This window comes from Streptomyces sp. NPDC048600 (genome assembly GCF_055587025.1).
This window is the reverse complement of sequence record NZ_JBVJGZ010000014.1, coordinates 81,929-101,509: the sequence shown is the minus strand read 5'-3', so window position 1 is coordinate 101,509 and position 19,581 is coordinate 81,929. Positions and strand designations below refer to the sequence as shown.

Annotated in this window: 16 protein-coding genes; 11 read left to right on the top strand and 5 right to left on the bottom strand. The window is 73.1% G+C overall.

The features are described 5' to 3' along the window. Window positions 1-48: 48 nt before the first annotated feature. The 5 genes from ACZ6SQ_RS20275 to ACZ6SQ_RS20255 all read right to left on the bottom strand — a co-directional run bounded on the left by ACZ6SQ_RS20275 (window position 49) and on the right by ACZ6SQ_RS20255 (window position 8,044). Window positions 49-2,232: a TOMM precursor leader peptide-binding protein gene (locus tag ACZ6SQ_RS20275; RefSeq protein ID WP_469563822.1), complete on the bottom strand. Its 2,184-nt coding sequence runs from the start codon at window positions 2,230-2,232 to the stop codon at window positions 49-51. Next, a complete protein-coding gene (locus ACZ6SQ_RS20270; protein WP_469563820.1) occupies window positions 2,222-4,489 on the bottom strand; it encodes a TOMM precursor leader peptide-binding protein in 2,268 nt (755 codons plus the stop codon). The genes ACZ6SQ_RS20275 and ACZ6SQ_RS20270 overlap by 11 nt, the downstream gene beginning before the upstream one ends. A 129-nt stretch (window positions 4,490-4,618) precedes the next feature. After that, on the bottom strand, window positions 4,619-6,571 hold the full coding sequence (locus ACZ6SQ_RS20265) for an AfsR/SARP family transcriptional regulator (protein WP_469563817.1): 1,953 nt from the start codon (window positions 6,569-6,571) through the stop codon (window positions 4,619-4,621). 395 nt (window positions 6,572-6,966) lie between these two features. Continuing rightward, window positions 6,967-7,137, bottom strand: coding sequence for a thiazolylpeptide-type bacteriocin (locus ACZ6SQ_RS20260; RefSeq protein ID WP_031128743.1), 171 nt, complete (start codon window positions 7,135-7,137; stop codon window positions 6,967-6,969). Window positions 7,138-7,540: 403 nt separating this feature from the next. Then, window positions 7,541-8,044, bottom strand: coding sequence for a GNAT family N-acetyltransferase (locus ACZ6SQ_RS20255; RefSeq protein ID WP_469563813.1), 504 nt, complete (start codon window positions 8,042-8,044; stop codon window positions 7,541-7,543). A gap of 612 nt (window positions 8,045-8,656) precedes the next feature. Between ACZ6SQ_RS20255 and ACZ6SQ_RS20250 the strand changes: the two genes are divergently transcribed. The 11 genes from ACZ6SQ_RS20250 to ACZ6SQ_RS20200 all read left to right on the top strand — a co-directional run bounded on the left by ACZ6SQ_RS20250 (window position 8,657) and on the right by ACZ6SQ_RS20200 (window position 19,563). Beyond that, window positions 8,657-9,613 carry a fatty acid desaturase family protein gene (locus ACZ6SQ_RS20250; protein WP_469563810.1) on the top strand — a complete coding sequence of 319 codons (957 nt, stop codon included), beginning with the start codon at window positions 8,657-8,659 and terminating at the stop codon, window positions 9,611-9,613. After that, window positions 9,606-10,541 carry a class I SAM-dependent methyltransferase gene (locus ACZ6SQ_RS20245; RefSeq protein ID WP_469563807.1) on the top strand — a complete coding sequence of 312 codons (936 nt, stop codon included), beginning with the start codon at window positions 9,606-9,608 and terminating at the stop codon, window positions 10,539-10,541. Before ACZ6SQ_RS20250 ends, ACZ6SQ_RS20245 begins: the two co-directional genes overlap by 8 nt. A 31-nt stretch (window positions 10,542-10,572) precedes the next feature. Next, window positions 10,573-11,502 (top strand): glycosyltransferase, encoded by a 930-nt coding sequence (locus ACZ6SQ_RS20240; RefSeq protein ID WP_469563804.1) that lies wholly within the window; start codon window positions 10,573-10,575, stop codon window positions 11,500-11,502. 92 nt (window positions 11,503-11,594) lie between these two features. Next, window positions 11,595-12,845 (top strand): nucleotide sugar dehydrogenase, encoded by a 1,251-nt coding sequence (locus tag ACZ6SQ_RS20235; RefSeq protein ID WP_469563800.1) that lies wholly within the window; start codon window positions 11,595-11,597, stop codon window positions 12,843-12,845. Beyond that, window positions 12,842-13,786: a sugar phosphate isomerase/epimerase family protein gene (locus ACZ6SQ_RS20230; protein ID WP_469563797.1), complete on the top strand. Its 945-nt coding sequence runs from the start codon at window positions 12,842-12,844 to the stop codon at window positions 13,784-13,786. The genes ACZ6SQ_RS20235 and ACZ6SQ_RS20230 overlap by 4 nt, the downstream gene beginning before the upstream one ends. After that, window positions 13,783-14,985, top strand: a complete 1,203-nt coding sequence (locus ACZ6SQ_RS20225; RefSeq protein WP_469563794.1) for a DegT/DnrJ/EryC1/StrS family aminotransferase — start codon at window positions 13,783-13,785, stop codon at window positions 14,983-14,985. Before ACZ6SQ_RS20230 ends, ACZ6SQ_RS20225 begins: the two co-directional genes overlap by 4 nt. Continuing rightward, complete coding sequence (locus ACZ6SQ_RS20220) at window positions 14,982-16,022, top strand: NAD-dependent epimerase/dehydratase family protein (RefSeq protein WP_469563790.1); 1,041 nt, start codon at window positions 14,982-14,984, stop codon at window positions 16,020-16,022. The genes ACZ6SQ_RS20225 and ACZ6SQ_RS20220 overlap by 4 nt, the downstream gene beginning before the upstream one ends. After that, on the top strand, window positions 16,019-17,254 hold the full coding sequence (locus ACZ6SQ_RS20215; protein WP_469563788.1) for a DegT/DnrJ/EryC1/StrS family aminotransferase: 1,236 nt from the start codon (window positions 16,019-16,021) through the stop codon (window positions 17,252-17,254). The genes ACZ6SQ_RS20220 and ACZ6SQ_RS20215 overlap by 4 nt, the downstream gene beginning before the upstream one ends. Beyond that, the gene (locus ACZ6SQ_RS20210) at window positions 17,247-18,206 is read left to right on the top strand and encodes a hypothetical protein (protein ID WP_469563786.1); all 960 of its coding nucleotides are present in this window, start codon (window positions 17,247-17,249) and stop codon (window positions 18,204-18,206) included. The genes ACZ6SQ_RS20215 and ACZ6SQ_RS20210 overlap by 8 nt, the downstream gene beginning before the upstream one ends. Beyond that, window positions 18,203-18,889 carry a WbqC family protein gene (locus ACZ6SQ_RS20205; RefSeq protein ID WP_469563784.1) on the top strand — a complete coding sequence of 229 codons (687 nt, stop codon included), beginning with the start codon at window positions 18,203-18,205 and terminating at the stop codon, window positions 18,887-18,889. Before ACZ6SQ_RS20210 ends, ACZ6SQ_RS20205 begins: the two co-directional genes overlap by 4 nt. Further along, the gene (locus ACZ6SQ_RS20200) at window positions 18,886-19,563 is read left to right on the top strand and encodes a PIG-L deacetylase family protein (RefSeq protein ID WP_469563782.1); all 678 of its coding nucleotides are present in this window, start codon (window positions 18,886-18,888) and stop codon (window positions 19,561-19,563) included. The genes ACZ6SQ_RS20205 and ACZ6SQ_RS20200 overlap by 4 nt, the downstream gene beginning before the upstream one ends. Window positions 19,564-19,581 lie beyond the last annotated feature (18 nt).

Here is a 19,581-nt window from a genome sequence, read left to right as displayed (position 1 = left end):
TGGGTGTCACACGTTTCTCGGGCACTAGGGCTCCGGACCGGCGGCCGGTCATGGGAACGGGTGCGGGCCGGGGTTGAGACCGGCCTCGGTCAGGTCGTCCGGGCGCAGCCCCGCCTCACGCAGCGCGGTGCGCGTCCGGGGCATGTGCCGTGCGCGCTGCCGGGTCCAGCCGAAGTCCAGCGGGAGCAGGCCCGGCACCAGCACCTTCACGGTGTGCAGGCCGAGCGCCTGCTGCTCGGGCGTGGTCTGGTCGACGACGACCACGTCGAACCCGGCGGCCGTGACGGCGTCCACGGCGGCGAGCAGATCGTCCCGGACGTCCGGCCCGGAGCCGTCGGCGCGGGCCCAGCGCAGGTCCGCCACGCTCAGCGGCTCGGCGGTGCCGGTCCCGCGGAGCAGGAAGTCGGCGTGGCGGCCCATCTCCGGCACCGCGTAGACCAGCGGATGGTCGTGCAGGCTGGTGATCCTCGTGAAGTCACCTGCCATGGCACGGTAGTTGTCCTCGTCCCGCCGGAACCGCTGGAGGAGCTGCACCGAGTCGGTGGCGATCTCGCACAGCGCGGCGGCGAGCGCGGCCTCCGGGTCGAGGGAGGCTCCCGCCCCGAAGCACATCCGGGCGACGCCGCCGTCGAACCGTTCGGCCACGCCGGTCACCACGGGGACCGGGAAGGTGATCCGGGTGTCGAAGAACCGTGCCCGGTACCCGTACATGGCCATCCGGTCCACCATGATCCTGGTGCGCGGATCGGCGCTGGTCGCCGGGTCGATCTCGGGCAGCGGCTGCATCCCGTGCCAGGCGAGCAGGAAGGCGTCCCGTTCCAGGACCTCCATCAGCCCGCCGAGCACGGCCTCCTCCAGACTGCCCCCGGAGGCACAGCCGTTGGAGCTCTCCTGGACGAACCGGTGCTCGATGCCGGGCTTGTGGTAGAACGCCAGGATCTCCGGGACGGGCCGGGGACGGGCGTCGCGCAGCGACCAGCCCCACACCCACGGGAGGGGCCGGTCCGGGGCGAACGGCGGCACCCAGGGGTTGGCCCGGTGGAACTCGTCCGTGTAGAGGCCGGTCTCGCGCGGGTCGACGGCGTCCGGCCCGAGGTCGTCCAGGGACGCGGTGAGCGTGACGTCCCGGCCGCGCGCCCGCATCCCCGCGAAGCGCTCCAGCCCTTCCAGTACGCCGATCCGGGTGCTGGCGTGGTAGGTGTCGGCGTGGCCGCCCCAGAACGTCTCCCGCAGATAGTCGCCGGAGCGGCTGGAGAAGCAGCCCACGGTGGCCGAGGTGGTCGGCGAGGTGACGTCGCACACCACCGACGGCCCGACGGCGCCCCAGTGCGGGTTGGCGAACGCGTCCACCTCCAGGCCGTACGCGTCCACCGGCCGGACCCTGCTGACGCCCGGCCGGTACTTGGGCGCGGGCCGCAGCGTCAGGGCGGCCGACCCGGCGGTGACCGGTCGCCGGGTGCCGCAGCCGGGGCAGTCCGGCTCGGGCACCAAAGGATGATGACGGATCGTCATGCTTTCGAGGTCGACCAGCCACACGTCCGGGAACGGTCGCTCGGGTTCGCCGGAGGCGGCCGTGGGACGGCCTCCGGGGCCGCCGGACGCACGCTCGGGTTCGCCGGGAGCGGCCGTACGGCGTCCGGAGCCGCCGGGAGCCGCAGAAGGACGGCCCTCGGCTCGCTCCGGGGCGGCGGGGAGGTTCCCATGAGCGCCGCGCAGGCCGCCCCGGGCGTCTCCCGGGCCGGCCGCGAGGCGGGCTTTCAGCCGGTTCTCGGCAACGCCGGCCAGGCCACCCAGGGCTTCTCCCTGACCGGTCGCGAGGCGGGCGATCAGCGCGGCGACGGCCTGCGCGGCGAACGGCACGCCGTAGGGCCAGGGCCCCGTCTCCCGGGTGCCGCCGCGCAGTTCGAGCCCCTCGCGCAGACCGACCGAGCGCACACCCTGCCAGCGGCGCCGCAGACAGTCCGCGCAGCCGGTCCCTCCCCCGGTCGGCCACGGGCCGACCATCACCTGGCGGCCGTACAGATGCACCGGGAGGGCGGAGCGCCCGGCCGGGCCGGCGGGGGCGGCGTACGCGTCCGTCACACCGAGGGCGAAGACCTCGACCTCGGGCGGGCGGCCCGGCGTGGGGATCAACCCGGCCAGCGCGGACCGCAGTTCACCGGCGAACTCGCGGCACGCGTCGCCCCTGGTCCCCGCGGCGCCGCCCGCGGTGGCGGCGAGGTCAGCGGTCATCGTCGGCCGCCTTGGTGAGCAGGACCCGGACGGTGTGGATGCCGGCGGCGGGCAGGTCGCCCGCGTGCGTCGGCACGACGAACGCGTCGCGCCCCGCGGCCGCCAGCCGCCCCAGGACGTCCGCCCAGGCCACCGGGGCGCGCCCCGACTCCGCCTCGGTGCCGTCGCCGTCGGTCGTGACCGGGATCAGGGCGGCGTCGAGACCGGCCAGCAGCGGGTCCCCGGTGTCGGTGGCGCCGAGCACGCCCTCGGCGGCGAGCTGGACCGCGCCGAGCAGGTCGCGCAGCGCGTCGACGGCCGCGGCCGCCCGGTCCAGCGCGGCGCCGGTGGCCCAGCGCACCGGCTCCCCGGGGCCGGCCGACCGGGTCCTGGCCAGCACCACGGACACCCCGGTGCGGTCCGTCTCCCCGAGGTCGAGAAGCTCGACAGCCTGCCCCAGATGGCCGGCGGAGCGCAGCAGGAACGTCGCCTCGGGGTCGTCGGCGAGCGCCTCCGGGGAGACCGGCGAGGTCCGTCCCCGCGCGCGCACGGACCGCCGCAGCGCGTCGTGGGACAGCGCGGACAGCAGTCCGGCCGCGGCGGCCTCCGGCAGACCGCCGCCCGCCCCTGTGCCCGCCCTCGACGGCTCGAACCGGCGGTCCTGGTTGTCCGGTCCGAACGGCCGTACGGCACCGGCCGGCACCAGCGCCGGCTCCTTGGTCAGCAGCGAGGTGGCCGCGGTCCAGGAGGCGACGGGATCGGCCCCGGCCCCGGCGGCGGTGGTCAGCGCGTCCGGGTCGACCCGGGCCGTCGTCGCCGGGTCCGTCTGGCCGTCCGGCCCGGTGGTGGCGTCGGGAGCGACGGCGGCGGGCACGACATGCTCGGCGTAGACCACGGCGGCGGCGTCGAGGGCGCGCAGTCTGGCGCCCGCGGTGTGCTGGACGTCGAACGCGACCACCGTACGGGTACCTGCCGCGCCCAGCCCGACCTCCACCGCGCCCACCTTCAGCGGGGTCTGCGTCACGGGCTCGTCCGCGAACCGGGTGAAGACGCCGACGGACGGCCGCACCGCGAGGGAGCGGCGGTCGAGATCGGCCAGCGGGCCCTCGGCGGCGCCGTCGTCCGGGGCGGCGGCCACGACCGGCCGGAAGGCGGGACGCCCGGGCGCCGCGGTCAGGTCGACGGGTTCGGCGGCGGGCGCGGACCGGCAGTGCGGACAGCGCGGATGGGGCAGCAGACGTTCCGCGAGGACGTCGAAGGAGGCCATGTCCTGGATCAGCACCTGTCCGCGCGTCTCGGCGGGCAGAGCCTCGGTGACCAGCCGGAACACCTCGTAGCCGAGCAGGTTGCCGAGCATCGCGGCGAGCGGGCCGCGCGGCCCCCGCCCGGTGTCGGAGCCGAGCGCCAGAGCGCTCCACAGCCCCGCCGCGACCGCCGGGTCCCCGGCCGCGCCGAGCCGCAGCGCGGCACAGGCCAGGCAGCCGTCGGAGTCCGGGGTGCTCACCGGCCCGACCACGGCCCGGTCGCCGAAGGTCCAGGCGGGCAGCAGCAGCCGGCCCTCGGGGACGCCCTCGGCGAGCAGGGCGAGCGCCGTGCGGAACGCGTCGCGGCCACACGCGGCGACCACCACGTCGTACCCCTCGAACCCGCTCCAGCCGCCAGGCCCGGGGGCTGTGCGCACCACCACCTCGGCCGGGCTGCCCCCGGCGGTGAGGCGTGCCGCCTCCTCCCGCAGAGCGCCGAACTCCCCGGCGGTGGCCGGGTTCCCGGCGAGTGCGGCCTCCACGGCCACCATCGCGCTGCCGTTGCGGATCAGCGACAGCGCGCACCAGCGGGCCACGGGGCCGTCGCCGAGCACCGCGACCCGGGTGCCGCGGAACGCGGTGAACCGGCGCTCGGCGTCGTCGGCGTAGTGGTCCAGGTAGGCGATCTGAGGGCCGAACCGCTCGGCGACCGCGGGCGTCACCGAGGTACCGGGCTCCCGCTCCGCGGGGTCCGGCACGGGCCGGGCGAAGCCCCGGGCGTAGAGCGCCTTCACCAGGCCGCCCACCATCGCCTTCTGCGGGTCCTTGAAGCCCGCGCAGAGCTCCGCCACGGTCCGGCTCCCGTCCAGGTGCGGGACGACGAGCGTGGCGAACCGGTAGGCGGAGGGGGAGCTGAGCTGGAACCCCCCGTCGGCGTTGTGGAAGACCACACCGCCCGGTGTCTCGGTGAACAGCACGTCACGGCGCACCCTGGGCCGGGTGTCCGCGGTCTCCTCGTACGGCGTCGTGGGCATGCGGGGTCGCACCTCCGGGTCGGGCCTGTCGGCCGCTGTGGTCTGTGCTGGGGAAGGGCGGTGCCGGCGGCGGTGGGCCGGCCCGGTGGGGCTGTCAGGCGGTGCCGGCGCGGTGGGCCGGGCGGGCTGTCAGGCGGCCCCGGACGGCAGGGCACGCCTGGCCGCGGGGACGACGGTCTGCGGCAGGCCGTCGGTCCGGGCGGCCCGGCGCAGCGCGTGCGCCCGGAACAGGGAGTTCATCCGGAACGTCCCCGGCTGCTCCTCCTCCAGGAGCCCGGCGTCGAGGAGCCGCTCCAGCACCTCCTCGGCGTGGCTCTCGGGGACCGCGAGCACGGCCCCCGCCTCGGTGGCGGTGAACGGCCCGGCCGGCCGGGCCAGCCGCAGATAGGTGTCGGCGCGCGGGGCGGGCAGCCTGGCCAGTGCCTCGTCCAGGGCCAGCGGCACCGACATGCGGGGGTCGTCGGGCAGCGCCAGCCGGGCGGGCAGGTCCCGCCGCAGCCAGGCGACGTGGTCCGCCAGGCGCTGCTTCGGCCGGGTCAGCAGCCGCGCCGCGACGATCCGCAGGGCGAGCGGGACATGCCCGCAGAGGTCGGCCAGCAGCCGCGCGTCCTGGGCCTCGGCCGCCACCCGTTCCTCGCCGAGGACGGCGGTGAGCAACGCGTGGGACTCCGGCGGGGACAGGGCGCCCAGTTGGAGTACCGCCGGTCCATGGGTGGCGACCAGGGCGGCCAGACCCATCCGGCTGGTGACGACGACGGCCTCGCAGCCGGTCAGGTCGAGCAGGTCGCGCACCTGGTCCGGGTGCACGACGTCGTCGAGGATCACGAGGCACGCGCCGGAGGCGGCGCCGGAGGGGAGCGCGGAGCGCAGCGCCTCGGCGGTCTCCTCGGCGGGGCGCGGCACACCTCCGGGCCCCGTCGGCGACAACAGCACCCCGCCCGCCGGATAGCGGTCCGCCACCAGCTGCGCGGCATGCAGGGCCAGCGCGGTCTTGCCCATGCCGGGCCCGCCGGAGACCACCGCGACCACCGGTGCGGTGTCCGCGCGCCCGTCGCCGAAGGCGCGGTCCTCGAGGCGGCTCACCAGCTCCGCGGTCTCGCGGGCGCGCCCGGTGAAGCCGGGCACCCGGGGCAGCCGGGGGACCGCCGGGCGGACCGGGCCGGGGGAGGGGGCGGCGGGGAGGGAACCGGCAGGGACGGAGCCGGCAGGGACGGAGCCGGCCGGGGCGGGATGCCCGTGCGTGGGGGCCGGGGACCCGGCAGGGGTGTCACCCGCGGGAAGCGCCGGAAGCACGGGGAGCACCGGGTGCGGTGCGGGGGCGAGCGACACGGTGTCCGGGACCGCGCCGCGCGGTTCGTCGCCACGGAGTATGGCCAGTTCGAGGCCCTGGAGTTCCGCGCCCGGGTCGACGCCGAGCTCGTCACGCAGATGCGCCCTGATCCGCCGGTACTCGGCCAGCGCCTCGTTCTGCCGTCCCACCTGGTACAGCGCGCGCATCAACTGGGCGGCGAGCCCCTCGTGCTGGGGATGGGTCCGGGTGGCCTCCCAGAGGTCCACCAGGACCTCACGACATCGCCCCCGCGCCAGCTGGATCTCGCAGACGCGCTCGACCACCCGCAGCCGCTCCTCGACCAGCCGCGGCACCTCGTCGCGATGCAGCAGCTCGGAGGGGACGTTGGCGAGCAGCGGTCCCCGCCACAGGTCGAGTGCCGAGCGCAGCAGGGGCAGTTCGGACTCGCCGGCGCCGACCGCGTCCCGCAGGAGCCGGCGGAAGTGCAGCAGGTCCAGGGTGTCGCCGTCGGCGGGCAGCCGGTAGCCCCCGGCGACCGCCACCACCGAGTGCTCCACGATGTCGTACTTCGCGAACAGCCGGCGTAACCGCAGGACGCAGCTCTGCAGGGCGGCCTTGGCCGTCGCCGGCTGGCTCTCTCCCCAGACGGCCAGCCGGAGCCGGTCCGTCGGGACCACCTCACCGGGCCGGACCAGCAGGGCCGCGAGCAGTGAGGTGGGCTTGGCCGGAGGAAGGACGACGACGTCGTGTCCGTCGGTGATGCTGAGCGGGCCGAGCAACTGAAATCGCACAGAGTGCCCCCGTTGACCGTCGAACACCTGCCGGATGGGGCCAGCGGCCCGACCGTCAGGCGGTTTTCCGCCACCAGCGCCCGGCTCGGCCGGAGCGGCGGCCGGCGCACGGCCCCGGACTCCGCCGTGGATCGGTCGGGGCGGAGAACCTGTGTAGCCGTCTTCACCCGGGATTCTTGATGCGGCAACGACGGGTGTCCACTTGCGTATATGCCAGGTCAAGGGGTGGTCGAGCGCTTCCCGACCGAAGGATCGGTTTCCGACGGATCGTCAACTCGCCGTGCCAACGGTGTTGTTACTGGTAGCGATGGTTTTCGGACGTGCGAACGCCCGGTCCGCGTCCGCCTCCTGACGGAAGAGGTCGCAGGCCGGGCGTTGTCGCACCGCGCCTGGGATCAGGCGGAGCAGGACGTGGTGCTGCAGGTGCTGCTGGACGTGGAGGTGGAGCTGGTGCTCGTGCAGCCGGCCAGCACGACCTCACTGGCGTCGGAGTAGTCGGAGATCTCGAAGGTCTCGGCCTCCAGCTCCAGGATCTCGTCCGCGAGGGTGCTCAGGTCCTTGTTCATGCTGCCTCCTGGTGGGTCGGGGCGGAACGCCGTGGCCGACGGTCCTCGCCGCGAGGGGTACGGATCCATTGCAGCGCCGCGCGCTCACCGATCGGCATGTCTTCCGCTGCCGTCCCGCTGCCACCTCGCTGACACGCCGCTGACATGCCATCGCGTGGGCGCCTCCCTGACACGCCGCTGACATGCCACCCCGACGGCACCTCGCCGCCACGCCGCTGACGTCTCGTCCCGCCGCCACCTCGCCGCCACCCCCGCCGACGCGCCCCGCGACCCGGGGCGGTGCCGCACCGCCCCGGAGCACGGGGCGCCCGTCACGTCCTTCCGGCCGGGTGGACGCCGACCGTTTCTGACGGGTGCTGACGCGCCCCTGACGCCCCGGCCGCCGACGGGCCGGGGCAGTTGTTCACAGCTCCTTGCGCATACAGGCCCTCGGCCACCGGTCCAGCCCGTGCGCGGCCTCCGCGGCCCTGATCTCCCGCAGTCCGGGCGTCAGTTCCGCCTCGGGGAGAAGCCGGAAGCCGAGCTTCTCGTAGTACGGCCCGTTCCACACGACCTCGGTGAACGTGGTCAGGGTCAGTGCCGGGGCGCCCTGGGCCCTGGCCCAGTCGGCCGCGTGGCCGATGAGGTCACGCCCGATGCGCCGGCCGGCGTGGTCGGGGTGGACCGACACCTGCTCGACATGGCCGTTGCCGTCGACCAGGTCCGCGATCAGGTAGGCCACCGGCAGGTCGTCACCGTCCGCCCAGACCCACGCACGGCCCCCCTGCTGGTACTCACCCAGTACCTTGAGCGACGGCGGTTCGTCCTCGGCGACCGCGACCATGCCGATGTCGGCGAAGCACTTGCCGGCGGCCCGCTCGATGTCCTGCAGGAGCGGCAGCTCCCTGGCTGTGGCTGGTCGGATCATGGCTCTCCTTCGCCGGGTGCACTTGCTCGTCGGACGGCTACGGGTAGTCACCGTAGCCGTTCTCCCAGTCAGGACGGAAAACGGAGCCGCGAGTCCCGGAAAGCTGGGAATGCCTTTCTGCCGGTAAGTCGCCGGGTTCGGCCCAATAGGTGGCCCGGTCTGGCCCAAGATCAAGTTGGACAGTGAACAGGAAAGCGCCCGGCAAATCTTTTCTCTCGCTCTTGGAGTGTGCTCTACTGGGGCCGTCCCGAGGCGCGGAGCATCGACGGGGAAGCTCCGGGAAATCGTTCAGCATTGCGTCATCGCCGCGAAACCGGACCTGACCGGCCGGATTCGCCGCCGACGGGATGGAAATACTCACCGCCATCGCCCGGTGCGCCACGGATCGAGCCGCGATCCGTAGCGATCGCCCGAGGTGACCGGTTGCCCCCGTGTGTGAGAAAGCGAATTCGTACGCCTTGAAAGGCACACCTGTGTCAAATATCGACGAATCGGTGTGAGCGGATCCTCCGGTGAACCGGTGGACGGTCCTACGACACAACGCGGGGGCGGGTGGTTATGGAATCAGTCAAGGGCGGAGCGCGGGGGAAGGGTAATCCGGGCTCGCCGCACTTGCCGTCGATCGTCACCTACGACGGGGTGCGCTGGGTGGACTTCCGTAAGGAGCTGAAGCCGCGCTACGGCGTCGTGTGGCGGGACATCGGGCTCTGCTACGCGTTCCTCGCCCTCGGCGTCCTGGCCGTCGCCGCCACCCCGCGCGGGCCGGCCTGGACGACGGCGGCGCTGGTCGCGGCCGCGGCCTGCTGGACCGGCTACTGGCTGCACTCCTTGTTCCTCTTCGGCCACGAGGCGGCCCACACCAACCTCGCGCCGAAGCGCAGGACGAACGACCGCCTCGGCGACTGGTTCGTCTGGCTCCTCTACGGCTCCACGACCGTCAACTACCGCTTCACGCACATGGCGCACCACGCCCACCTCGGCGACCACGAGGACACGGAGACCACCTATCACCTGTGTCTTTCCGTGCTCAACATGCTGAAGGCCGTGACCGGCGTCCATGTGCTCGAGGTCCTGCTGCGCAAGCGCGAGCAGAGCGAGAAGCGCGACGAGGGCCGAGCGAGGTCCACCCGGACCTCCAGCGGCGTACTGGCGTCCCTGCGCTCGTTCGCCGTCCACGCGGGCCTCGTGGCCGGTCTGTTCCTCGGCGGGGCGGAGCTCGCCGCCCTCACCTGGATCATCGCGGTGGCGACGGTGTTCCCGCTGCTGGCGACCGTGCGGACGATCGTCGAGCACCGCCATCTCGACGCCCCCTGCGACACCGACTTCTCGGTGGAACTGCACGGGCCGGTGAACCGCCTTTTCGGCACCGGGCCGCTGGCGCGCACTTTCGGAGCCGCGGGATTCAACCAGCATCTGCTGCACCACTGGGACCCCGCGATCTCGTACACCCGATTCGCGGAGATGGAGGAGTTCTTCGCCCGCACACCCCTCGCGGCGGAGATGGAGGCCAGTCGTATCGGATACGGAACGGCTGTCAGAGCGCTGATACTGGAGGCTCGTCGTGGCTGAGAAGTTGATGGCCTGCCCCATTTGCGGGGAGACCTCGGTCGAATTGTTCGGCAAGGCGTACGACAAGGAATACTTCACCAGCGACAAGAAATACAGTTACGCCCGCTGCCCGTCCTGCACAGCCGTATATCTGGATTCCCCGCCGGCCGACCGTCTCGACGAGATCTATCCGCCGAACTATTACTCCTATGGCGGTATCGCGGAATCCACCACCTTCACCGAGCGCATCAAGGAGCGGCTCGACGGCCGCATGCTCAGGAAGGTGCTCAAAGGAATTCCGGGAAGAAAGCTCCGGGTTCTCGACGTGGGGGGCGGCTCAGGCTGGCTGCTGACCACCGTGCGCGGCGTGGACCAGCGGGTCACCGAGACCCACGAGGTCGACCTCCAGGAGGCCGCCGCGCCGATCGCCGAGGCCGCCGGGCACGTCTATCACTGCATGCCCATCGAGGAGTTCAAGTCGGACGAGCCGTTCGACCTGATCCTGATGATGAGCATCATCGAGCACGTGCCCGACCCGCGCAGGGTCATGGAGGCGATGAACGGCCTGCTGTCGGAGCACGGTGTCCTGCTGATGAAGACACCGAACACCGACACCGTCGACGCACGGCTGTTCCGCCACCGCAACTGGGGCGGACTGCACTGCCCCCGGCACTTCGTGCTCTTCACCGAGCCCGGACTCGACCGCCTGGGCGCCGAGGTGGGCCTGCGGAAGTCGGACAGCTACTACACCCAGGGCGCACCCCAGTGGGCGATCAGCGTGATGGCGTGGCTGAGCGACCGCGGCTGGATCAAGGTCACCCCGCAGAAGCCCGCCTACATGAACGTCGTGTACGAGCCGCTGACCGCGTTCTTCGCCGTCGTCGACTTCCTGCGGGCCCGGTTCGCCCCCACCGCCCAGATGATGATCAGTTTCAAGCGGGCCCGCTGACGACCGTCCGACTCACGACTGTAGGGACACCATGAGCCACGAACTCAACGCGTACCGAGGCGAGCCGGCCGACCGAGTGGACCTGAGCTTCGTCATCCCCATGTACAACGAGGAGGACATCGCCCGGGAGGCCGTGGAGCGGGCCGTGACCGTCGGCAAGAACTGGGGCCGCTCCTTCGAGGTGCTCGCGGTCGACGACGGCAGCTCGGACTCCACCGCGCGCGTCCTCGCCGAACTGCGGTCCACCACACCGGAGTTCCGCTGGGTGCAGCTGCGCCCCAACTGCGGACAGCCCGCCTCCAGCAAGGCCGGGATGATCGCGGCGCGCGGTGACGTGGTGTGCGTCCTGGACGCCGACATGCAGACCCCGCCGGAGATCGTGCCGCAGCTCGTGGCCGCGCTGGACCAGGCCGGGCCCGAGGTCGCCGCGGTGTTCGGGGTGACCTCGACCCGCAAGCGCGACGACCCGGCACGGCTGCTGGTCGGACAGGCCGTCTTCTACTTCCTGGAGACGACCTTCGGCAAGCACCCCATCCCGCACGGCGCCAGCTCCTTCTTCGTCATGCGCCAGGACGTCGCCCGCAGGCTCGGCCGGCTCACCTTCACCAAGGGCAACGTAGGCGCGATCATGGCCGCCCTCGGGCTCGGCATGCGCACGGTGAACTACGTCAAGCCCAAGAGCTACCGCGACGACTCCCGGCTCGGCCTGCGCGGCCATGTCGAGGAGGCGGTCGGCTCCCTCGCGCTGACGGGTGTACTGACCCGGTTCGGCATCACCGGCGGTGCCGTCGCCGCGCTCACGGCACGGCGCTCACGCTCCCGCCTCGCCAGGACGGCGGCCGGCGTGACCGCGGTGGCGGCGCTGGGCTCCGTGGCCGCGGCCGAATGGTTCAACCGGCGTTCCCTGCGGGTCGCCACCACCGAACTGCCGATCTTCGAAGGGGAAGCGGCGCACGACTGAGCACGGCCGAACACCGACAACGCCCAGTCCATGCCGGACGGTGCCCTCGGCATGCCCCGAGGCGGACGGAAACCACGATGAAAGGGGGGAACATGCGAGTTGCGGCCATCGGTCAGGGCTTTGTGGGTCTGCCGCTCTCCATCGCCATGGCGTCCTCGGGCCACACCCTGTACGGGGTCGAGACGAACCCGGACCGGTTCAAGTCCCTGCGGGCCTGCCGGTCGTACATCGGCGACGTCACCGACGACGAACTGCGCACGGAGACCGGGAACGGGCGCTACCTGCCGGTGCCGGACCTGGCCGAGGTGCCGGAGGTCGACGTCTACGTGATCTCCGTGCCCACGCCGCTGACCGAGGACAAGCTGCCCGATCTCGTCCATGTGGACCGGGCGTTGGCGCAGATCGCCGAGGTCGCCCGGCCCGGCGTCCTGATCGTGATCGAGTCCACGGTCTACCCGAGGGCGACCCGCGACCACATCGCGCCGCTGTTCGAGAAGCTGTCGGGCCTGAAGTCGGGCACGGAGGTGTTCTTCGCCTACAGCCCCGACCGGGTCGACCCGGGCCGCGACATCGAGCTGTGCGACATACCGAAGCTGGTCTCCGGCCTGGACGACAAGGCGCTCGAACTGGTCCGGGACTTCTACGGCTCGGTCTTCAAGGAGGTCGTGCCGGTCACCAGCTGCGAGGTCGCGGAGTTCACCAAGCTCCTGGAGAACACCTTCCGCTACCTCAACATCGCCTTCGTCAACGAACTCAGCAAGGCCACCTCGGAGATGGACATCAGCCTGCGCGAGGTCGTCTCCGCGGCGTCCACCAAGCCGTACGGCTTCATGCCGTTCCACCACGGGCCCGGCGTCGGCGGACACTGCCTGCCCAACAACGTGCACTACCTCAGCCACGCGCTGAACTCCGCAGGACACAAGAGCGAACTGCTCGCCGCCGCCGCCGAGATCAACGAGTCGATGCCGCGCCATGTGATGCGCCGGCTCGCCCTGTCGCTCGAACAGCAGGGCAAGACCCTCCAGGGCGCGACCGTGCTCATCCTCGGCGTCGCGTTCAAGGCCGGGGTCGCCGACTCGCGCAACTCGCCCGCCTTCGCGATCGGCGCCGAACTCGTCAGCATGGGTACCACGGTGAAGGTCACCGACCCCTGGCTCGGCATCGACATGGCTGCCGACACCTTCACCGCGGTCGAGCTGACCGCGGAGGAGTGCCGGGACGCCGACGCCGTCCTGCTGGTCACCGACCACGACGAGATCGACTACGAGACCGTCCTCGCCTCCTCCCGCCTCGTCTTCGACTGCCGCGGCGTGATCGGCGCACCGGAGGTGGAGCAGCTGTGAACGCCGGCCTGCGCCTGACCTTCGACGGCACGCGCCGCAGCCAGATCGACCGGCGCTGGGCCCGCGAACTCGGCGGCCTGGAGGCGTACGTCTTCGACGGCGGCGACCTCGAGCACGAGGACCAGTGGCGTGTGCTCGACGGCAACCTCCGCCACGCCCGCCAGGTCGCCCGCGAACTGACCCTGCACTTCCCGACGGAGAACGCCGACTGGGTCGCCGACCGGGTGGTCTACGACCGGTTGCGCCGGTTCTGCGAGCTGGCCGCCGGCACCGGCGCGCAGGGTGTCGTCCTGCACGCCAACCAGTTCGTGGGACTGGCCGACTGGCCGGGGTTCGACCTCGCGGGCGCCCGTGCGAAGGTCGTCGAGAGGCTCGCCCGGCTCGACGAGGACCTGGCCGGCGTCCCGGTCTGGATCGGCGTCGAGAACCTGCCGGTCATCGGCGCGCAGGGCATCGACTTCGACTCCGTCTTCGTCACACCGGAGGACTTCGGCCCGCTCGCCGAGCTGGGCTCGGAGCGGATCGGCGTCACCTGGGACGTGTGCCACTGGGCCGTGACGTACTCCACGCTGGGCGCGATCGCCCGCCTGGAGCGACGGCCCGTGCCCGTGGGGCCGTACGACCTGCCCCGACTGCCCGTCAAGCACGTCCACTTCGCCTCGTTCGCCGGTCACGCCATGCCCGGCTGGCCGGAGCAGTGCGCCGAGGGTGTACCGCCGCAGGACGGCTCGATCGGCCAGGACCTGCTCGCCGGGATGCTCGCCGCGGCGGTCGAGGCCGCCGTCCGCGCGGCGGGTGCCGAGGGCCGGACACCCGGGGTCGTCCTCGAGGTGCAGGAGGACGACTACGAGGGCCGCAAGAACTGCTGGAAGACCCGTGACTGGCTGGCGGCCGACCCCCGACTCGCCGCGCTCGTCGACTGTTCGGGGAGCGACCGGTGACCGACGCCGACCTCCCCTACGCGCGCCCCTACTGGGACGCCGACGAGGCCTCCGCCCTCATGACGGCCCTGGAGTCCGGCTTCTGGACCAACGGCGGCCAGGTCGCCCGGTTCGAGGAGGCCCTGGCCCGGATCACCGGCGCCCCCACCGTGACCCTGTCGAGCGGCACCGCCGCCCTGCACGCCGTGCTGCACGTCCTCGGACGCCAGGCGACCGGGCCCAGGCTGCTGATCACCCCGGCCCTGAACTTCGCCGCCGCCGCGGCCTCGGCCCGGCTGCTCGGCTGGGACGTCGCCGTGGCCGACGTGACCGAGGACGACCTCACCCTCTGCCCGGTCCGGCTCGGTGAACTCCTCGACCGCGTGCACCGCGACTACGCCCGGATCGTCGTCCTTCCCGTGCACTACGCCGGGCACAGCGCCGACATGCCCGCGCTGTCCTCGCTGTGCGACCGCTACGGCGCCGACCTCGTCGAGGACGCCTGCCACGCCGTCGGCGGCACCTACGACGGCACCCTGCCCATCGGGTCCTGGCCGGGCTCCCGCGCCGCCTGCTTCAGCTTTCACCCGACCAAGCCCGTCGCGGCCGGCGAGGGGGGCGCCGTCAGCACCGCCGACCCCGTGCTGCTGGACGAGCTGCGGCGGCTGCGCAACCACGACATGCGGCCCGTCGACGCCCACGACGACGACCTCGGACCCTGGCCCTACACCATCGAGCAGCCCGGCATGAACCTGCGCCTGTCGGAGTTCAACGCGGCCGTCGGCGTGGCCCAGGCCCACCGGGCCGAGGAGTCCCGGCGTGAACGGGCCAGGCTGGCCGACCGGTACCACGAGGCCCTGGACGGCCTGCCGCACGTCCGCGTCGTACCGCCCCGCAGACGCCCCGGGTCCGCCCACCACCTGTTCCCCGTGGTCTTCGACGTGGCCGCCCTCGGCCTGGCCAAGAAGGACCTGCTGGCCGGCTTCCTCGCCCGCCGCATCCGCTGCCAGGTCCACTACACGCCCCTGCACCGGCTGCCCGCCTTCGCGGACGTCCCGCCCCGGCTCAGGACACCGCTCACCACCGTCGACACCGCCTTCGCGGGGCTGGTCTCGCTCCCGCTGTGGCGTGGCATGACCGACGCCGACTGCGACCGGGTCGTCGACGCGGTGACCGAGACCGTGCACCGATCGACTCGACGAGCAAGGGGAAGGTCATGAGCAATCAGCACACGGCGCCGCGCACGCTGATCACGGGCGGCTTCGGCTTCCTGTCGACCTGGGTCGCCGCGGGCCTGATCCGCTCGGGCCACCGCGTGGTCCTGGTCGACAACCGCGAGCCCGACGGCACACCGGCCTCCCTGTCCGGCCTGCTCGACGACCCCGCCGTCGAGACCGGCACGGCCGACATCACCGAACGCGGCTCGCTCGACCGGTTCGGCGAGGTCGACCATGTCGTCCACGCCGCCGCGCTCCTCGGCGTGAACAAGGTCCGCCAATCACCCCGCGAGACCCTGCGCGTCAACGTCGACGGCACCGCCGTCGCCCTGGACTACGCCGTGCGCCAGCCGGACCTCAGCCGCTTCGTGCTGCTGAGCACCAGCGAGGTGTACGGCGGCGACGCCAAGGGCGCCAAGGAGAGCGAGTGGCTGTCGGTCGCCGTCGGCGACCCGCGCTGGTCCTACGCCGTCAGCAAGGTCACCGCCGAGTCCATGACGGCCGCCTGCGGCACCGAGGACGGCCTCCCCTTCGCGATCGTCCGGCCGTTCAACGTGTACGGCCCGCTGCGGACCGGCTCCTACGCCGTCGGCGCGCTCGCCGCGCGGGCGGTCGCCGGAGAGCCGGTCACCGTGCACGGCGACGGCTCCCAGTCGCGGGCCTGGTGCCACGCCGAGGACTTCGCCTTCGGACTCGTCAGCACCCTGCACACGCCGGCCGCCGCCGGCGAGGCCTTCAACATCGGCGACGACAGCAACGACCTGACCATGAGCGAACTGGGCCGTCTCACCGCCGAGTTGAGCGGTACCGGAGCCGAGGTCCGGTACGTCCCGCACACCGGCCCGGACATCCGGTCGCGCAGGCCCGACCTCACCAAGGCCCGCACCCTGCTCGGCTACGAGCCGCGCCGTGACTTCAAGGCGGGACTGCGGGAGACCGTCGAATGGGTGCGCGGCGGCAGCGGCGTCATGCCCCTGCGCCTGGAGCGCACCGACTGGCCGCGGGGGAACACCGCGCCGGCGGGTGCGGCGGCATCGTGATACTCGACCAGTCGGAGACGTCCGACCTGTGGTACGCGCCCGTGCCGCACCGCCCGGCCGGCTACCTCCACCCGTCCCGTATGACCGCCGGCCGCCTCGTCGCGACGCTGCGCGCGGCGGCCCGGCCGCGACACACCCTGAAGGGCCTGGCCGGCCTGCTGCGTGAACACGCCGGACGCGACCGGTGTCTCCTCGCCGCGACCGGGCGCGCCGCGCTCGCCCACGCCGTGCAGCACACCGGCGCCCGCGAGGTCGTGCTCTCCACGTTCAACTGCCCCGCCGTGGCCGACGCCGTCCTCGCGGCGGGCGCGCGGCCGGTCCTGGTGGACACCGACCCGGTCACGGGCCCGGCGTACACCTCGGCCGACCTCGACGGCCGCGCCGTGATCCTCACCAACGGGCTCGGCCTCGACGAATGGCGTGCCCACGCGGCACGTATCGCCGAACGCGGCGGCGTCGTCCTGCTCGACCTGGCGCAGGCGGGCCTCTCGCCGAGGGTGCTGCGCCGCTTCCGCGGCACCACCTGCCCGGTCGTGCTCAGCTTCGGCGAGGGCAAGCAGCTGGGCGGGCTAGGAGGGGGCGCGCTGCTCACCTCGGCACCGGTCACCGGCGAGAACGGGCTGCGTTCCGGAGGTGGACTCGCCTCCCTGCGCAGAGCGGTGACCTCCCGGCTCGTCTCCCACGCCCCCGGCGCGGTGCGCACGGCGGTGGCGCGCGCCGAGTCCCGTACACCCGGCTGGTCGCACACCAAGGCCGACCATCTGCCCGCCGAGGCGGGCCCGGTGGACTTCGGAGCGCCCTCACGCTGGGAGGCCGCGGCGGCCGCCGCGCTGCTGCGGACCGCGGACCGCGTCGCGGACCGGGCGGCCTCCCTGCACCAGCGGGTACGCGCGGCGGTCACCGCGGAACTGACGACGTGCCGGCCGCTGGACTCCGACCCGGACCTCGGCCCCGGCATCGAGCTCCTCTTCCACCGGCCGGGCCGGCGCTTCCTGTTCGCCAGGGCACTGGCCGAACACGGGGTGCCGAGCACCTGGAACTACTACCCGCTGCACCGGCTCAAGCCGTACGCGCCTTACGCCGCCGGCCCGTTGAGGGGCGCCGACTCGCTGTGGCCGCGCGTGCTGACCGTGCCCAAGCAGCCGCAGCCGCGGCTCACGGCCCCTGTGCTGGTGGCCGCGCTGCTGGCGGCCGACCGCGCGGTCCGGCGGCAGGAGGCCGGCCATGACTGACCTCCGCGAGGGGTACGCCGTGTCGGTCCTGCCGGAGTCCGGCTGGGACGCGCGGCTCGCCGGGGCGCGGGAGACCCTGCCGTTCGCCCGCACGCACTGGCTCGCCCTCGGCCTGAAGGGCTCACCCGGCCTGCGGTTCACGCCGACGGTGGTGGAGTGGGGCCGGTCCGGCGAACTGCTGCTCCCGCTGTGCGTGTCCGGCACCCGCGCGCAGATCGGCTGCTACGGCTACGGCTCGGTGGCCGTGTCGGCGGACTGGCGCGGCGCGCTGCCCGACTTCGCCGACCTCGCCGAAGCGGTCTGCCGGGAGCTGGAGTCGACGGAGCTCACGACCCTGCTGCCGCCCGCCGGCGTCTTCCCGGGCCCGGAGCCGACGGCGCACTGGACGACCCGGCCGGGCCGCGACACCTATCTCCTCGACCTCACCCCGGGCGTGGACGCGCTCTGGCGGGCGGCGCGCGGCAGCTGCCGTACCGCCGTACGACGGGCGGAGGCCCTCGGGCTCGTGGCGGCGGCTGCCGAGCCCGGGCAGGGCACGGAACTGGCCCGCCTGTACGGGCAGACGCTCGGCCGGCACGGCATCGGTTCCGCCCTCGCCGCGGCGGACGTCGAGTTCCTCACGCGGGGCGGCGACACGCTCACCACCGTGGTGAGCGACCGGGACGGGGTCCAGGCGGCGTCCGTGTTCGCGGTGGGCGGGCGGGCCGCATTCCATCTGATGCAGCTGACCTCCGAGCGGGGGCGCACGGCCAACGCCGGTCACCTGGCGTTCTGGACGGCCGTGGCGGAGCTGGCCCGGCGCGGGACCGGTACCGCCGACCTCGGCGCGGCGGCGGGGGAGGGCCAGGCCGCGTTCAAGACGGGCTGGGGCGCCTCGGCCGCGGCGGCCCGGACCGTCCGGTGGCCGCACGGGACCCACCGGACCGGCGAAGGACAGGAGGAGGCCCGGTGATCATCAGCGCGCATCAGCCCGCCTACCTGCCCTGGCTCGGCTACTTCGCCAAGATCGCCCGCTCGGACCTGTTCGTGCTGCACGACCGCAGCCGTATCGGCCGGCGCAACATGCTGAACCGCAACAAGATCGGCGGCCCGGGCGGCGAGCTGCTGCTGACCATCCCCCTGGACCACGAGGACCTGCGGGCCGAGGCCCCCCTCGACGAGGTGCGGCTGGTCGACGACGGCTGGCGGCGCAGGCACTGGAAGGCCGTCCAGATGGCCTACCGGCGCGCACCCCACTTCCGTGCGCACGCGGAGTTCCTGGAGGCGTACTACGCGACCGAGTTCGCCACGCTGGGCGAGGTCTGCCTGCCGTTCATCGACTACTGCCTCGACCAGCTGAAGATCGACTGCCCGGTGCACCGGATCTCGGAGCTGGACCTGCCCGGGTTCGACCGGCGGACGATCATCCCGGTGCTGTGCGAGCGGTTCGGCGCGGACACCTTCATCGCCGGCCCGAACGCCGTCGACTACCTGGACCCCTCGCTGCTCGACGGCATCGAGATCGAGTACTTCCACTACGCGCACCCCGAATACCCGCAGACCACGAAGGAGTTCCGGTCCCATCTGTCGGTGCTGGACCTGCTCATGCACTGCGGACCGGAGAGCGCCGACATCGTCAGGGGGACCACGTCATGAGCACCGTGCTCGCCGTCGTCGCACATCCCGACGACGAAGTCATCGGCCCCGGAGGCACGTTGGCGAAGCACGCAAAGGCCGGCGACGAGGTGCACGTCCTGATCCTCGCCGACGGCAAGACGTCACGCGCCGACGACCCCGCTCCCGAGGCCAGTGCCGCGGCCTCCGCCCAGGAGGCGGCCGACTCCGCCGTGGTCCTCGGAACCGCCGCCGTGCACCGGCTGGACCTCGCCGACAACCAGCTCGACACCTACCCGCTGCTGACCCTCGCGCAGCAGGTGAGCGCGGTCGTCGAGCGCGTCGCCCCGCACACCGTGTACACGCACCACAGCGGCGACCTCAACGTCGACCACGAACTGACCGCCCGGGCCTGCATGATCGCCTGCCGGCCGCATGTCAGCCCGGTGCGCTGGCTGCTCGGATTCTCCACCCTGTCGGCCACCGACGCCGGGTACGCGGGCCGCGACCCCTTCGTGCCGGCCGTCTACAGCGACATCACCGACAGCCTGGACCGCAAGCTCGACGCGATGCGTGCCTACGCGTCCGAGCTGCGGGACTTCCCCCACCCACGCTCCCTGAAGGCCATCACCGCCCAGGCCGAGCTGTTCGGCGCGCACGCGGGCACCGCCGCCGCCGAGGCGTTCAGTGTGCTGCGCGGGACCTGGCAGCCGTAGCGGGCGGAGCCGTGGGAG

Coding starts and splice junctions, on each gene's coding strand:
- ACZ6SQ_RS20200 (WP_469563782.1), top strand. CDS start 18,886: ATGAGCACCGTGCTCGCCGTCGTCGCACATCCCGACGACGAAGTCATC.
- ACZ6SQ_RS20220 (WP_469563790.1), top strand. CDS start 14,982: ATGAGCAATCAGCACACGGCGCCGCGCACGCTGATCACGGGCGGCTTC.
- ACZ6SQ_RS20235 (WP_469563800.1), top strand. CDS start 11,595: ATGCGAGTTGCGGCCATCGGTCAGGGCTTTGTGGGTCTGCCGCTCTCC.
- ACZ6SQ_RS20270 (WP_469563820.1), bottom strand. CDS start 4,489: ATGCCCACGACGCCGTACGAGGAGACCGCGGACACCCGGCCCAGGGTG.
- ACZ6SQ_RS20240 (WP_469563804.1), top strand. CDS start 10,573: ATGAGCCACGAACTCAACGCGTACCGAGGCGAGCCGGCCGACCGAGTG.
- ACZ6SQ_RS20260 (WP_031128743.1), bottom strand. CDS start 7,137: ATGAACAAGGACCTGAGCACCCTCGCGGACGAGATCCTGGAGCTGGAG.
- ACZ6SQ_RS20275 (WP_469563822.1), bottom strand. CDS start 2,232: ATGACCGCTGACCTCGCCGCCACCGCGGGCGGCGCCGCGGGGACCAGG.
- ACZ6SQ_RS20255 (WP_469563813.1), bottom strand. CDS start 8,044: ATGATCCGACCAGCCACAGCCAGGGAGCTGCCGCTCCTGCAGGACATC.
- ACZ6SQ_RS20210 (WP_469563786.1), top strand. CDS start 17,247: ATGACTGACCTCCGCGAGGGGTACGCCGTGTCGGTCCTGCCGGAGTCC.